The following is a 13,922-nucleotide window of genomic DNA, read 5'->3' on the forward strand; positions in this document are numbered from 1 at the left end:
CCTCCCAGGGCATCATTGGGAAACAGGCCGAGCAGTTCGCCCAGATCGTCTGTCAGCAACGGATCGCAGCTCATCGCCCCTGCCCCCGTCGGCGATGCGAGTCTTGATGGTCTTTATCCTGGCGCGCGCGGGCACCAAGCATGGCAAAATGCAGCTTCGGCCGATCTCTGCTGGCCGCAGGTTCGACCCAGCGCGCCGTTCGCCCAACCAGGCCAACACAGCCAACATTGCGGAAGTGTGCCATCCGTGTCCGAAGGTGACAATATCGAGACAAAACGGCTGGCGGTCGGCCCGGTGCCGGTCGCGCGGCTGCTTGCCCGCGCCACCCGCCCGCTCGCCGGCCGTGTCCAGGCCGCGACCGCCCGGCTCGCGCTCGACTGGCCGCAGGTGGTCGGGCCCGCGCTCGCCGCCGTCACCGCGCCCGAGCGCCTCAGCGGCGGCAAGGACGGGCGCGTGCTGACGATCCGCGCCGCCGGGCCCGTGGCGCTGGAGCTCCAGCACCTCGCCCCCCAGCTGATCGAGCGCATCAACGCCCATCTCGGCCCGGGCGCGGTCGTGCGGCTCAAGTTCATCCAGTCCGCCCCCGGCTTCGCCGAGTCCCAGGCGCCCGCGCCCCTCCCGCCCCGCCGCGCGCCCGACCCGCAGGCGGTCGCACGCATAGAGGCCGCCTTGGCCGACGTCCCCGAAGGGCCGCTGCGCGAGGCGATGGCGCGGCTCGGTCGGGCGATCGCCTCGCGCTGACCTCTCGCGCCGACGTGACGCGCGCGCTTGCCCGGTTCTGCCGCAGTCTCAACCCTCGACGCCGTCCCCTCGCGGACGGTATAACCACCATATCTTGCGGAGAATGCCGTGCTTGACCGCCGCTGCCTACTAGGCTTTGTGGGCGCCACCGCAGCGCTGGGCGCGCTGCCGGCCCGTGCCCAGACCCTGCCGCCCATCGAGGCCATGATCGCGGACCGCGCACTCGGCAGGCCCGACGCCCCAGCCACCGTGATCGAGTACTTCTCGCTCACCTGCCCGCACTGCGCGACCTTCCATCGCGAGACGCTGCCCAGGGTGAAGTCGGACCTGATCGACACCGGCAAGGTGCGGCTCGTCCTTGCCGACTTCCCGCTCGATCAGCCCGGGCTGCTCGGCGCAATGATCGCACGCGCCCTGCCGGCCGACCGCCACGCCGCCTTCATCGACGTGCTGCTTCGGTCGCAGGCGCAGTGGGCGCGCCAGGGCTTCGTCGATGAGATCGCCAAGATCGCCGCCCTCGCGGGGATGAGCCGCGAGACCTTCGATGCCGCCATGCGCAACGAGGCCTTGCAGCGCGGCGTGCTGGAGATCCGGCTGCGCGGCGAGCAGCAGCACCAGGTCAACGCGACGCCCACCTTCATCTTCAACAACCGCGTGCCCGGCGTCTCCGGCGCGATCCCGTTCGATCGGTTCGCGCGCGAGGCCGGCGTGTCCGCCTGACCCGGCAGAGGAGCGCCACCCCCCTTGGCCCTTCGCTTTGCGCGTCTGCGTCTCTCCGGCTTCAAGAGCTTCGTCGATCCGACCACGGTCGAGATCCTGCCGGGGCTGACCGGCATCGTCGGGCCGAACGGCTGCGGCAAGTCGAACATCGTCGAGGCGGTGCGCTGGGCGATGGGCGAGACCTCCGCCAAGTCCTTGCGCGGCGGCGAGATGGAGGATGTGATCTTCGCCGGCACCGCAGCCCGTCCGCAGCGCTCCTACGCCGAGGTGATGCTCTCGCTCGAGGCCCCGCCTGGCGAGGCCCCGGTCGCGGCCGAGGCGCCGGACGACGAGGCGCTGGAACTGGAGGTCAGCCGGAAGATCGAGCGCGGCCAGGGCTCGACCTACCGGGTGAACGGCAAGGAGTGGCGCGCGCGCGACGTCCAGCTCCTGTTCGCCGACTCCGCCACCGGCGCGCGCTCCACCGCCATGGTCAGCCAGGGCAAGGTGGCGGCGATCGTCAACGCGCGCCCCGAGGATCGCCGCGCGCTGCTGGAGGAGGCGGCCGGCATCACCGGCCTGCACGCGCGCCGCCACGAGGCGGAGCTGAAGCTCCGCGCGGCCGAGGCGAACCTCGCGCGCGCCGATGACGTGCTGGGCACGCTCGACGTGCAGCTCCAGACGCTGAAGAGGCAGGCGCGCCAGGCGACCCGCTACCGCAACATCGCCACGCAACTGCGCGAGGCCGAGGAGACGCTCTACGCCGCCCGCCTCGCCCGCGCCGCTGGCGCCGAGGCCGAGGCCGAGGCCGCGCTACGCGAGGCCGAGCGCGCGGTCGCGGAACTGACGCAAGCCGCTGCGGCCGCGTCCGCCCGCGCGGCGGAGACCGAGGCCGCGCTCCCTCCCCTGCGCGAGGCTGACGCCGAGGCGCGCACCGCGGTCGAGCGCGCCCGCGCCGAGGCCGCGCGCATCGAGGCCGAGGAGAAGGCCGCCACGGGCGCGCTCGCCGCGGCCGAGCAGCGGCTCGCGCAGATCGCCACCGACCTCGCCCACGCCGGCAAGCTCGCCGCCGACGCGCAGGGTGCCGAGACGCGGCTTGCCGAGGAGGATGCCCGCCTCGCCCCCGAGGACGAGGCAGCCCCCGCGCGCATCGGCGCGGCCGAAGCGGAGGCCGAGGCGGCGCAGGCCCGCGTGGCCGCACTCGAAACCGCTGCCCAGGCCGCGACCGAACACGCCGCCGCCATCGCCGCCAAGGCCCAGGCGCTCGCCGGCCAGATCCGCTCGGCCGAGCAGGCGCTGCTGCGGCTTGCCGATCAGCGCGCGCGGCTCGGCCGGGAGCGGACCAACCTCGAACAGCAAATGGTCGAGGCGGCGGCGCTGGATCAGGCTGGCAGCGCACTCGCCGAGGCCGAGCGGATGCTCGCCTCCGCCCGCGCCGAGGTCGAGGCCGCCGAGTCCGGCCGCACCACCGCCGCCGCTGGCGCCGCCGAGGCCGCGCGCACCGCCCAGGGGGCGGACGCCGACCGCACCCGCCTCGCCGCCGAGGTCGCCGCACTGCGCGAGGTGCTGGCGGTGCGCGAGGACGATCTCTGGCCGCCGCTGGTCGATGCGGTGACGGTGCCGGAAGGGCTGGAGACCGCGCTCGGCGCCGCGCTCGGCGAGGCGCTGGAGGCGCCGGCCGATGCCGCCGCGCCGCGGCACTGGCGCGCCCTGCCGCCGATCGTGCCGGCACAGCCACTGCCCGCGGGCTGCACGCCGCTCGCCGCGCTGGTCGAGGCACCGGCGGCGCTCGCCCGCGCGCTTTCCCAGGTCGGGCTGGTCGAGGACACCGCGTCCGGTGAGCGCCTGGCACCCGCGCTGCGCCCGGGCCAGATCCTGGTCAGCCGCGACGGCGCCACTTGGCGCTGGGACGGCTATGCCGTGCGCGCGGGAACTCCGACCGCGGCCGCCGCGCGCCTCGCGCAGCGCAACCGGCTCGCTGGCCTGCGCGGCCGGCTCGCCGAGGCCGAGTTCGCCGCCTCCGCCGCGCGCCAGGCGCACGAGCATGCGGCCGCCGAGGAGGCGCGCGCGGTCGCCCGCGAACAATCCGCCCGCAACGCCCGCCGCGACGGTGAGCGCCGGGTCGAGACCGCGCGCTACGAGCTCGCCAGCCTCACCAACCGCGCCACCGCCGCCTCCTCGCGCCTCGCCGCGCTCGCGCCGCAGGAGGAGCGCGTCGCCGCCGAGACGGCGGAGGCCGAGGCGACGCTCGCCGCCCATCGCGAGGCGCAGTCCACCCTGCCGCCACTCGCCGAGGCCGAGGCCGCCCGCGCCGAGGCCCGCGCCGCGCTGTCCGAGGCGCGCCACGCCGAGTCCGAGGCGCGCGCCGCGCTTGAAGTGGCCCGCCGCGAGGCCGCGTCGCTCGCCGCGCGCCGCCGCGCGATCGCCGAGGAGCGCGCCGCCTGGGCCGAGCGTGCCGCCCAGGCCGGCGCGCGCGAGGCCGAGCTGGTCGCCCGCCGCACCGACGCCGAGGCCGAGCGCGCCGCGCTCGCCGACCGTCCTGCCGCGCTCGCCGCCGAGCGCGCCGCCGCCTTCGAGGCGCTCGCGGCCGCCGAGGCTGCACGCCGCGCCACCGCCGACGCGCTCGCCACCGCCGAGCGCGCGGCCGCACTCGCGGCCCGTGCCGCGCGCGAGGCCGAGACCGCGCTCGTCTCCCGCCGCGAAGCGCTCGTGCGCGCGGAGGAGGGGGTGAAGCAGGCGCGCATCGCCGCGCTCGATCTCGCGCACCAAGTGATCGAGCGGCTGAACATCCAGGCCGAGGCCCTGATCGCCAGGGCCGCCGTCGCCGCCCCCTACGCGGAGGCCGAGGAGGCGGCGGCGAAGAAGCTCGAACGGCTGACGCGCGAGCGTGACGGGATGGGCCCGGTGAACCTCGCCGCCGAGCACGAGATGGGCGAGGTCGAGGCGCGCATCACCACGCTGAACACCGAGCGCGAGGACCTGATCGGCGCGATCGCCAAGCTGCGCGGCGCGATCGGGGCGCTGAACCGCGAGGGCCGCGAGCGCCTGACCGCGCGCTTCGCCGAGGTGGACCGGCACTTCCAGGAGCTGTTCACGCGGCTGTTCGGCGGCGGTACCGCGCACCTGAAGCTGGTCGACAGCGACGATCCGCTGGAGGCGGGGCTGGAGATCATGGCCCAGCCGCCGGGCAAGAAGCTGACCACGCTGAGCCTGCTCTCGGGCGGCGAGCAGGCGCTGACCGCGCTCTCGCTGATCTTCGCCGTGTTCATGACCAATCCCGCGCCGATCTGCGTGCTGGACGAGGTGGACGCGCCGCTCGACGATGCGAATGTGGATCGTTTCTGCAATATGCTCGATGAGATCGCGCGCGCGACGCAGACGCGGTTCCTGATCGTCACCCACCATCGCCTGACAATGGCGCGGATGGACCGGCTGTATGGCGTGACCATGCCGGAGCGCGGGGTGTCGAAGCTCGTCTCGGTCGATCTCCAGGCGGCCGAGGCGATGGTGCCGACGGCAGTGGCGGCGGAGTAGGGGGTGACGGCGTTGCGGCGTCGCTGCTCGATTTTCGGCTTGGGTGAGGCTATGGGGGTGGAAAAGGGCGGTGCGATAGAGCAGCCAGCTTCCGCGATACGATGAACCCGGCGCTGAACTGACCGCCGAGGCAACATCAAGCGATACCAGCGTTACCAACGCAGTAGTGCCCAATCAGCCCCAACTCATTGTCCACATCGATGCCGTTGTAAAACCTCCCGGCCTCGGACTTTCCTGACTTCCTCGGCGCAACACGAAGGAATGGTCGAAAGCCAGAACAAGTAGTGATACCGACAGAAATTGCTCCTCCAATATCAAGTTTTCCTTTGCCGATCATCCTTTCAATCGCACGGAGGGGAAGCCTGCCGGCAGACGGTTCTTTGGAGGACTGAAGCTCGCGCAGCTCATAGTCAAAGTCAATCTTTCCACTGCCCAGAACGAGCCATGGCTCCGTGTCATGTCGCGGCGACGTGTATGTGAGCGCGACCTCGGCATTATATCTGCCATTGTGGCCACTGATGTGTGCCACCTTGAATATTCTTTCATACCCGCACCATCCGAAAAGTGCTGCCGAAAAGAGGGCATCTGGGATGCTGTGCGCCCTGTAGTGTTCTTGCATAAATCGACCAGCAAGTCTTTCGAATAAGACTGCAATATGTTCAAAACAAGGAGGCGCTCTACTCTCAGATGTTGGTATCAGCGCGCTGAGTAACGTAGCCGCCGTAATTGCTGTCATAGAAGCAGGAAGGACCGATCCGGCGAAAGCGAATCCGTACGTTGTGTTATAAGATGGTATTCTGAAGAACCCTTCCGAATCTGGTTGGAAGCAGATAATTGGTATCGAAAAAATCTTTGAGCCAGAGTCTGTTTTTACGTTTCCAGAACCTGTAACAATCCTTGTATCGGCTGCTGTCCAGAGGAAAGCGCCTTCCTGCCAAATTGCAACGATGGTCATCGAACCCCCTGGTCAACATAAGAATTACGACTTCAACAGCGGCCTCCATCCAGAAAAAGGCTTAAGGTACTCTTCGGTGTACCGCGGTGGCCCATCAGACGATGAAACGTATGATGCCCGAGTTCGGGGAGAATCACGATATCCCTTCGATGTGCCCTCAAGGCGTAGTCCGCCGGAGGTCATGAAATGGGCTTCATGCCACCCAACTACCACCCTCCGCTTCCGCGCCGGTCTCAAGGTGGTATCGGCGGTAGGGCGGGGTGGGCTTGGGGGCTCGCGTTCGATTGATAGCTGCCTGACTGATGTCAGGCTACGTTTGGCCGTACCATGGGATCAAACACTGAGTTCACGAGCGATGCGGGAATGCTGCCCGGCGCTTTCCGTTTCGTCGTCGGACGCACGACGATCCCCATGGATGTCGTTGCGCGGCTGGAGCCCGCATTCATTGCCGCGAACCGCAGCGGAGACCGGCGCGCCGAGCGTCAGTGCGTCGCCGAACATCTCTCGTCGATCGAGTGGCGATGGCCGTGGTTCGAGGGGTGGGCGGAAAGGTTTCATGACCTCGGCATTGAACCCTACGTTTGGCGCTCATTCCGTGAAGCGATAGATCGGCGGGATGGTGGGGACGCCGATATACGGCCATTTCTCGTCGGCCACACTATAGCCAGCCGCGCCAACACCAAAAAAGGCCTCGCGACAGCCAGCCAAATTTCGGACCGGCGATGGCCGCGGTTTATGGTCGGTGATGGCTGTCGAGCCGAGGCTCTCGTCGCGAAGGAGGCTTGGCCGGCGGTTGCTCAGGGCGATCTCCGGATCCTGCCGCCTTTGTTCCCCGGCGATCGGACGTTACTGCAATGGTTAACGAAGTGGGAACTCGAAAGGCGGCCTGGTCTCTACACGGCTTGGGAACCAAGACCCGCTGAGCCGGTCTCCCAAGCATCAGTTCTTGCGGCACTGATGGCCGACGAGCTCGGCTGACGATGGCTCGACTCGATCTATGGTATGTACTCGTGCGCCGGTGACCAACTCGATGTACGAGTCGCCAGCCTCAGATGAGCCTTGATCCTCGCGGGGTGTCGAAGCTCGTCTCGGTTGATCTCCAGGCGGCCGAGGCGATGGTGCCGACGGCAGTGGCGGCGGAGTAGCGGCCGCGTGCTGCCGCACCGCCGCGCCGCTTCCTTGACACCCCCGTAACCCCCCGCTAGGTAGCCCGCGCCTTCCGGGCGGGTCACCGCATGTCGGAGGAGCGACTGTTGGAGGATCCCTCCCGTCCTGAGCGCGACGCCTCGTTCGAGGAGCGGCTTCGGGCGGCCCGCGCCAAGGCCGGTCTCGACCGGACCGGGCAGTCGGACAAGGGATCCCCGAGCCCCTGGGGCCTCGGCCTGCGCGCCGGTCTCGAGGTGGCCTCGGCGCTGGTGGTCGGCGTGGGCTTCGGCCTCGCGCTCGACTGGTGGCTCTCCACACGGCCGCTCTTCATGGTCATCGGCCTGTTCCTGGGAGGTGCGGCCGGGGTGATGAACGTGTACCGCCTGATGCTCGGGCGGCGCGGGCCCGGGCCGGACCGCACACGGGGGAGCTGATGGCCGCCGAAGGCAAGACGATGGACGCGCTGAGCCAGTTCGAGCTCACCCCGATCGTCGCCGGATTCTCCAATGCGAACGTCTACATGCTGATCGCCGGCGTCGCGATTTCGGCGCTGATGCTGATCGGCATGCAGCCGCGCGCGCGCGTGCCTGGGCGCCTGCAAAGCCTGGCCGAGGTGTCCTACGAGTTCATCTACGGGCTCGTGCGCGACCAGATCGGCCACGAGGGCAAGAAGTTCTTCCCGTTCGTGTTCACGCTCTTCATGTTCATCCTGTTCGGCAACATGCTCGGCATGCTGCCCTATGCCTTCACCTTCACCAGCCACATCGCCGTCACCTTCACCCTCGCCCTGGTGGTGTTCATCCTGGTCACGGCGGTCGCGCTGGCGATCCACGGGCTGCACTTCTTCAGCTACTTCTTCCCCGAGGGCGCACCCAAGGCGCTGGCACCGCTGATCATCCCGATCGAGATCATCTCGTATTTCTCGCGCGTGGTCAGCCTGTCGGTGCGCCTGTTCGCCAACATGGTCGCCGGGCACGTGATGCTGAAGGTGTTCGCGACCTTCGTGGTGATGATGGGCGGCGCGGGTGCGATCGGCCTGCTCGGCGCGCTCGCCCCGCTCGCGATCAACGTCGCGCTCGTCGGCTTCGAGTTCCTGGTCGCCTTCCTCCAGGCCTATGTCTTCGCCGTGCTCACCTGCATCTACCTGCACGACGCGGTGCATCTGCACTGAGCGCGGCCCGCCTCGCCTCACCCTCAACCTGCAACGCAAAGGATACGAACGATGGAAGTTGAAGCCGCGAAGGCCCTTGGTGCCGGTCTCGCCGTGATCGCGCTTGCCGGCGTCGGCATCGGCATCGGCAACATCTTCTCCTCGATGGTCGCCTCGGTCGCCCGCAACCCCGCCTCGCGCGACGCGGTGTTCCCGATCGGCATTCTCGGCTTCGCGCTGACGGAAGCGGTCGCGCTGTTCGCGCTGCTGATCGCGTTCCTCATCCTGTTCACCTGAGGTCAGGGGCTTTTCCGCGTCCTGACCGTCCGGGGTCCGATCGATGCCGCAGCTCGACTTCGCCAATCCGCTCCTGCTGACCCAGGTGTTCTGGCTCCTGGTGATCTTCGGGGCGCTCTACGTGCTCGTCTCGCAGGTGGCGCTGCCGCCGGTGGCGCGCATGCTGGAGGAGCGGGCCTCGGCGATCGCGGCTGACCTGGAGCGGGCGCGCGCGTTGAAGGCCGAGGCGGACGCGGCGATGGCCGAGGCCGAGCGCGAGCAGGCCAAGGCGCGCGCCGAGGCGCAGGCGCAGATCCGCACGACGATCGATGCGGCGAAGGCCGAGGCTGCGCAGGCCGAGGCCGAGCTGTCGAAGCGGCTCGCCGTCCAGCTCGAGGAGGCCGAGCGCCGGATCGCCGAGGCGCGCGCGCGGGCGATGGCCGCGATCGAGGAGGTCGCGGTCGAGGCCGCGACCGCCGCGACCGGCCGGCTGATCGGCACTGCGCCCGACGCGGCAGCGGCGCGCGCGGCGGTCGGCGCCGTGCTGGCCGCGCGCCAGGGCTGAGGAGCGCGTCATGCTGTCCGATCCCAAGCTCTGGGTTGCGATCTCGTTCTTCATCTTCCTGGCACTCGCCTGGAAGCCGCTGATCGTGCGCATCCTCAAGGCGCTCGACGCGCGCGGCGAGCGTATCCGCGCCGAGTTCGACGAGGCGGCAAAGCTGCGTGCCGAGGCCGAGGCGATGCTGCGCGAGGCCAAGGCCAGGCGTGAGGCCGCCGCCGCCGAGGCCGAGCAGGTGCTCGCCCATGCGCGCGAGGAGGCGAAGCTCGTCGCCGCCGAGATGCAGGCGGAGCTTGCCGCGTCGCTGAAGCGGCGCGAGCGCATGGCGCTGGAGCGGATCGCCGCCGCGGAAGCCGAGGCCGCCGCCGCGGTGCGCGCGGTCGCCGCCGATGTCGCTGTTGCCGCGACGCGCAAACTGATCGCCGACGGGATGTCCGGTGCGGGTCACGCCGCGCTGATCGACAAGGCGATCAGCGACCTGCCGCAGCGGCTGCACTGATCCCGTCGGCGCCGGCGCCGCAGACGATCGCTGCGACCCGCTCGCCCGGCGCTGGCCGGTAGGCCCCGGCGAGCAGTGCGGCCACCGCGGCCGCCCCCGACAGGTCGGCGGCGATCCCGGCCTCCTCCCACAGCAGCCGGGATGCCGCCTCCATGTCGGCGTCCTCGATCAGCACCACGCGCTCCAGCCGCTCGCGCAGCAGGGCGAAGTTGCGCTCGTCCGTGCGAGCGGCCGCGAGCGTGGGCACCTTGGTCGTGATCGCCGGCAGCGTCACCACCGTGCCGGCGGCGAGGCTCGCGTGCAGCGTCGGCGCACCCGTGGGCTCGACGCCGATGACGCGGATCGCGGGCTTGAGCGCCTTCGCCGCGACCGATACCCCGCTCGCGAGTCCGCCGCCGCCGATCGCGACCAGGATCGTGTCGATGCCCGGATCGTCGGCGAGCATCTCCAGCGCGAGCGTGCCCTGGCCGGCCGCCACCGCCGGGTCGGCGAAGGGATGGACATAGGTCGCACCGGTCCGCTCCGCGTGCGCCAGGGCGGAACGGTTCGCCTCGTCCCACACGGCGCCGACCACCTCCAGCCGCGCGCCGTAGTCGCGGATGCGCTGGGCCTTGGCCGGATGGACCGAATGGGGCACGAACACGGTCGCCTTCACGCCGGCTGCGCGCGCCGCATAGGCGACCGCGATGCCGTGATTGCCGCCGGAGGCGGTGACCAGACCCGCCTGCCGCCCCGCCTCATCCAGCAGCGTCAGCCGGCTGAACGCGCCGCGCGCCTTGAAGCTGCCCGAGACCTGGAGCGTGTCGAGCTTCAGCCCGATCTGGGGCAGTGGCGGCAGCGCGGCGCGGAACAGCGGCGTGCGGCGCACGAACGGGGCGATACGGCGCGTGGCCGCCTGGACGTCGTCGAACGTGATCATCCGCCCCTGGTAGAGCCGAACCCCGGCGCCACCAAGAGGGGCGGCTGACGCGGCCGCCGCACCCCGCTACGCTGCGCTGCAAAACAGGGGTGTCTCCCTCGGGGGTCTTCACGGATGAGCATCCACGTCGCGCTGACGCACCGGACCACCTACCGTTACGACCGGCTGGTCTCGCTCGGTCCGCAGACGATCCGGCTGCGCCCCGCCCCGCATTGCCGCACGCCGATCCTCGCCTACTCGCTCAAGGTCGAGCCTAAGCCGCACTTCCTGAACTGGGTGCAGGACCCGCAGGGCAATTTTCTCGCCCGCGTGGTGTTCCCTGAGCGCGTCAGTCATTTCGACATCACGATCGACCTCGTCGCCGACATGGCGACCATCAACCCGTTCGACTTCTTCCTCGAGCCCGACGCCGAGCACTTTCCCTTCGCCTACGATCCGATCCTCGACCAGGAGTTGGCACCGTTCCGAAAGCTTCCGCCCGCCGGCCCGTTGCTCTCGGCGTTCCTTGCCACGATCCCGCGCGAGCGGCGCCGCACCGTCGATGTCCTGGTCGAGATCAACCAGAGGCTCGCCAGCCGGATCGCCTACATCGTGCGGATGGAACCGGGCGTGTGGTCGCCCGAGGAGACCCTCGCGAACGGCAAGGGTTCGTGCCGCGACACCGGCTGGCTGCTGGTGCAGGCGCTTCGTCATCTCGGCTTCGCCGCGCGGTTCTGCTCCGGCTACCTGATCCAGCTCGTTGCCGACGAGAAACCGCTCGAAGGCCCCGAGGGGCCGCCGGCCGACTTCACCGACCTGCACGCCTGGTGCGAGGTCTATCTCCCTGGCGCGGGTTGGGTCGGCCTCGATCCGACCTCGGGCCTGTTCGCCGGCGAGGGCCACATCCCGCTCGCCGCCACGCCCGATCCGGTCTCGGCAGCCCCCGTCACCGGGCTCGTCGAGCAGGCGGACACGACATTCGGCTTCGAAATGAGCGTGCGGCGCATCGCCGAGACGCCGCGCGTCACCAAGCCCTACACGGAGGCGCAATGGTCGTCGATCGCCGAGGCCGGCGCGCGCGTCGATTCGGTGCTGAACGAGCAGGCGGTGCGGCTGACCATGGGCGGCGAGCCGACCTTCGTCTCGGCCACGGATCGTGAGGGCACCGAGTGGACCACCGATGCGCTCGGCCCCACCAAGCGGGCCGTCGCCGGACGGCTCCTGCGGCGGCTGCACCGACTCTGGGCGCCGGGCGGGGCGCTGCAATACGCGCAGGGCAAGTGGTATCCGGGCGAGCAGTTGCCGCGCTGGGCGCTCTACGCGCATTGGCGCATCGATGGCGAGCCGGTCTGGCGCGACCCCGCCCTGCTTGCTTCCGACGACGACCGCGACAGCGCGACCGCCGCGGTCGCGCGCCGCTTCGCCGAGCGGCTCGCGGAACGGCTCCAGGTCGATCCGGCCTGCGCGATCGGCGCGCACGAGGACATCCACTACTACCTCTGGCGCGAGCACCGGCTGCCGGCGAACGTGGTCGTCGAGGACGCGAAGCTCGCCGACCCGCTCGAGCGGACACGGTTCGCGCGCGTGTTCGCCCAGGGGCTCGCGGCGGAAGTTGGCACGGTGCTGCCGCTGCGCCGGATCGGCAGGTGCGCGGATCGGCGCTGGCAGACCAGCACATGGTTCCTCCGCGCCGGGCCGATGTTCCTGATCCCGGGCGACTCGCCGATCGGCTTGCGCCTGCCGCTCGACAGCCTGCCGTGGGCGTCCGAGGCCGCGATCGATGCGGAGCCGGCGGTCGATCCCTTCGCCGCCGGCACCGTGCTGCCGCCGCGCGACGCGCTCGGTCGTCCGGCTGACGGCATGACCCAGCGTACTGTCGAGCAGCGCCCGCCGGTCGTCGGCCAGGAGGAGCCGGAGGTCGTGCGCACCGCGCTCTGCGTCGAACCGCGGGGCGGCATGATCCACGTGTTCCTGCCGCCGCTGACGCGCGCCGAGGACTGGCTCGATCTGGTTGCGGCGATCGAGGACACGGCGGCCGAGCTCGGCCGGCAGGTGGTCCTCGAGGGCTACCTGCCGCCCTGGCATCCGGTGCTCACGCATTTCTCGATCACGCCCGATCCCGGCGTGATCGAGGTGAACGTCCATCCCGCGCAATCCTGGCACGACCTCGCCGAGCGCACCGAGCAGCTCTACGCCGAGGCGCGCCAGGTCGGGCTCGCCGCCGAGAAGTTCGACATCGATGGCCGCCACATCGGCACTGGCGGCGGCAACCACGTGGTTGTGGGCGGAGCAACGCCCGCCGAGTCACCGTTCCTGCGCCGGCCCGACCTGCTGTGCTCCCTGGTCGCGTTCTGGCACAACCATCCCGCGCTCTCCTACCTGTTCTCGGGGCAGTTCATCGGACCCACGAGCCAGCATCCGCGCGTGGACGAGGCGCGTTCGGATTCGCTCTACGAGCTGGAGATCGCGTTCTCGAGGCTCGCCGCGAACGGCGAAACGCCGCCCTGGCTGACGGACCGGCTGTTCCGCAACCTGCTGATCGATGTCACCGGCAGCACGCACCGCACAGAGTTCTGCATCGACAAGCTCTACGATCCGGGATCATCCGGCGGCCGGCGTGGGCTCGTCGAGTTCCGTGGCTTCGAGATGCCGCCGCACTGGCGCATGAGCCTGGTGCAGCAGTTGCTGCTGCGCGCCGCGATCGCCGGGTTCTGGCAGACGCCCTGCGAGCGAAGGCTGATCCGCTGGGGCACGCGGCTGCACGACGACTTCATGCTGCCGCACTTCGTCGAGCAGGATTTCCGCGACGTGCTCGAAGAGATCGCCGAGCACGGCTTCGCGCTCGATCCCGCCTGGTTTGCCCCGCATGTCGAGTTCCGCTTCCCGACGATCGGGTCGATCGCGGTGCGCGGCATGGAGGTGGAACTGCGCCGCGCGCTGGAGCCCTGGCACGTGCTGGGCGAGGAGGCCACCACCGGCGGCACCGCCCGTTACGTCGACAGCTCGGTCGAGCGCGTGCAGGCGAAGGTCTCCGGCTGGGTCGAGGAGCGGTTCGTGCTCGCCTGCAACGGTGTGGCGGTGCCGTTGCAGCCGACCGGCACCGAGGGCGAGTACGTCGCCGGGGTGCGGTTCAAGGCCTGGGCGCCTCCCTCGGCGCTGCACCCGACGATCGGCGCGCAGGTGCCGCTGGTGTTCGATGTCTATGACACCTGGACCGGACGGTCGCTGGGCGGGTGCAGCTATCACGTCGCGCATCCGGGCGGGCGGTCCTACGAGACGTTTCCGGTGAACGCGAACGAGGCCGAGGCGCGCCGGCGCAGCCGGTTCTTCGCGCACGGGCACACGCCGGGGCTGATGGCGCGGCCGCGCGGCGGGGTGAGCCGCGAGCATCCGCGGACTCTGGATCTGAGGCGGTTCTCGTAACTGTGGGGGGGGGGGGCGGGGGGGCCGCCCCCCCCCACCCCC

At 70.4% G+C, this 13,922-nt stretch carries 12 protein-coding genes; 10 read left to right on the forward strand and 2 right to left on the reverse strand.

All coding sequences use genetic code 11. From position 1 onward, the window contains the following. The first annotated feature begins 246 nt into the window (after positions 1–246). The 3 genes from ACTIFU_RS17800 (at position 247) to smc (ending at position 4,974) form a co-directional block, all read left to right on the forward strand. Complete coding sequence (locus tag ACTIFU_RS17800; RefSeq protein WP_439579662.1) at positions 247–741, forward strand: DUF721 domain-containing protein; 495 nt, start codon at positions 247–249, stop codon at positions 739–741. Positions 742–849: 108 nt separating this feature from the next. Further along, positions 850–1,461: a DsbA family protein gene (locus tag ACTIFU_RS17805; RefSeq protein WP_439579663.1), complete on the forward strand. Its 612-nt coding sequence runs from the start codon at positions 850–852 to the stop codon at positions 1,459–1,461. Positions 1,462–1,485: 24 nt separating this feature from the next. Beyond that, complete coding sequence (gene smc, locus ACTIFU_RS17810; protein WP_439579664.1) at positions 1,486–4,974, forward strand: chromosome segregation protein SMC; 3,489 nt, start codon at positions 1,486–1,488, stop codon at positions 4,972–4,974. Positions 4,975–5,110: 136 nt separating this feature from the next. Here the strand turns inward: smc and ACTIFU_RS17815 are convergent, their stop codons facing one another. Continuing rightward, positions 5,111–5,929 (reverse strand): hypothetical protein, encoded by an 819-nt coding sequence (locus ACTIFU_RS17815; RefSeq protein WP_439579665.1) that lies wholly within the window; start codon positions 5,927–5,929, stop codon positions 5,111–5,113. A gap of 363 nt (positions 5,930–6,292) precedes the next feature. Between ACTIFU_RS17815 and ACTIFU_RS17820 the strand changes: the two genes are divergently transcribed. From ACTIFU_RS17820 to ACTIFU_RS17845, 6 genes are all read left to right on the forward strand, one after another. Continuing rightward, positions 6,293–6,907, forward strand: coding sequence for a hypothetical protein (locus ACTIFU_RS17820; RefSeq protein WP_439579666.1), 615 nt, complete (start codon positions 6,293–6,295; stop codon positions 6,905–6,907). Positions 6,908–7,182: 275 nt separating this feature from the next. Continuing rightward, positions 7,183–7,509 (forward strand): AtpZ/AtpI family protein, encoded by a 327-nt coding sequence (locus ACTIFU_RS17825; protein WP_439579667.1) that lies wholly within the window; start codon positions 7,183–7,185, stop codon positions 7,507–7,509. After that, on the forward strand, positions 7,509–8,246 hold the full coding sequence (locus ACTIFU_RS17830) for a F0F1 ATP synthase subunit A (RefSeq protein WP_439579668.1): 738 nt from the start codon (positions 7,509–7,511) through the stop codon (positions 8,244–8,246). Before ACTIFU_RS17825 ends, ACTIFU_RS17830 begins: the two co-directional genes overlap by 1 nt. A gap of 51 nt (positions 8,247–8,297) precedes the next feature. Beyond that, on the forward strand, positions 8,298–8,522 hold the full coding sequence (locus ACTIFU_RS17835) for an ATP synthase subunit C family protein (protein ID WP_439579669.1): 225 nt from the start codon (positions 8,298–8,300) through the stop codon (positions 8,520–8,522). Positions 8,523–8,565: 43 nt separating this feature from the next. Further along, positions 8,566–9,066 (forward strand): F0F1 ATP synthase subunit B family protein, encoded by a 501-nt coding sequence (locus ACTIFU_RS17840; protein ID WP_439579670.1) that lies wholly within the window; start codon positions 8,566–8,568, stop codon positions 9,064–9,066. A 10-nt stretch (positions 9,067–9,076) separates the two neighbouring features. Next, entirely contained in the window at positions 9,077–9,559 is a 483-nt protein-coding gene (locus ACTIFU_RS17845; protein ID WP_439579671.1) for a F0F1 ATP synthase subunit B family protein, read from the forward strand. On the opposite strand, the gene ACTIFU_RS17850 is transcribed toward ACTIFU_RS17845, so the two are convergent. Continuing rightward, the gene (locus ACTIFU_RS17850; protein ID WP_439579672.1) at positions 9,531–10,478 is read right to left on the reverse strand and encodes a threonine ammonia-lyase; all 948 of its coding nucleotides are present in this window, start codon (positions 10,476–10,478) and stop codon (positions 9,531–9,533) included. The two genes, ACTIFU_RS17845 and ACTIFU_RS17850, sit on opposite strands and share 29 nt — an antisense overlap. Positions 10,479–10,592: 114 nt before the next feature. Between ACTIFU_RS17850 and ACTIFU_RS17855 the strand changes: the two genes are divergently transcribed. Beyond that, complete coding sequence (locus ACTIFU_RS17855; RefSeq protein ID WP_439579673.1) at positions 10,593–13,880, forward strand: DUF2126 domain-containing protein; 3,288 nt, start codon at positions 10,593–10,595, stop codon at positions 13,878–13,880. Positions 13,881–13,922 lie beyond the last annotated feature (42 nt).

The sequence above is a fragment of the Elioraea sp. genome (assembly GCF_051860475.1).
GTDB lineage: Bacteria > Pseudomonadota > Alphaproteobacteria > Acetobacterales > Acetobacteraceae > Elioraea.

What these genes read in the sequence shown, in the direction of transcription:
- ACTIFU_RS17815 (WP_439579665.1), bottom strand. Translation starts at nt 5,929, where the DNA reads ATGACCATCGTTGCAATTTGGCAGGAAGGCGCTTTCCTCTGGACAGCA.
- ACTIFU_RS17820 (WP_439579666.1), top strand. Translation starts at nt 6,293, where the DNA reads ATGCTGCCCGGCGCTTTCCGTTTCGTCGTCGGACGCACGACGATCCCC.
- ACTIFU_RS17830 (WP_439579668.1), top strand. Translation starts at nt 7,509, where the DNA reads ATGGCCGCCGAAGGCAAGACGATGGACGCGCTGAGCCAGTTCGAGCTC.
- ACTIFU_RS17835 (WP_439579669.1), top strand. Translation starts at nt 8,298, where the DNA reads ATGGAAGTTGAAGCCGCGAAGGCCCTTGGTGCCGGTCTCGCCGTGATC.
- ACTIFU_RS17840 (WP_439579670.1), top strand. Translation starts at nt 8,566, where the DNA reads ATGCCGCAGCTCGACTTCGCCAATCCGCTCCTGCTGACCCAGGTGTTC.
- ACTIFU_RS17845 (WP_439579671.1), top strand. Translation starts at nt 9,077, where the DNA reads ATGCTGTCCGATCCCAAGCTCTGGGTTGCGATCTCGTTCTTCATCTTC.
- ACTIFU_RS17850 (WP_439579672.1), bottom strand. Translation starts at nt 10,478, where the DNA reads ATGATCACGTTCGACGACGTCCAGGCGGCCACGCGCCGTATCGCCCCG.
- ACTIFU_RS17855 (WP_439579673.1), top strand. Translation starts at nt 10,593, where the DNA reads ATGAGCATCCACGTCGCGCTGACGCACCGGACCACCTACCGTTACGAC.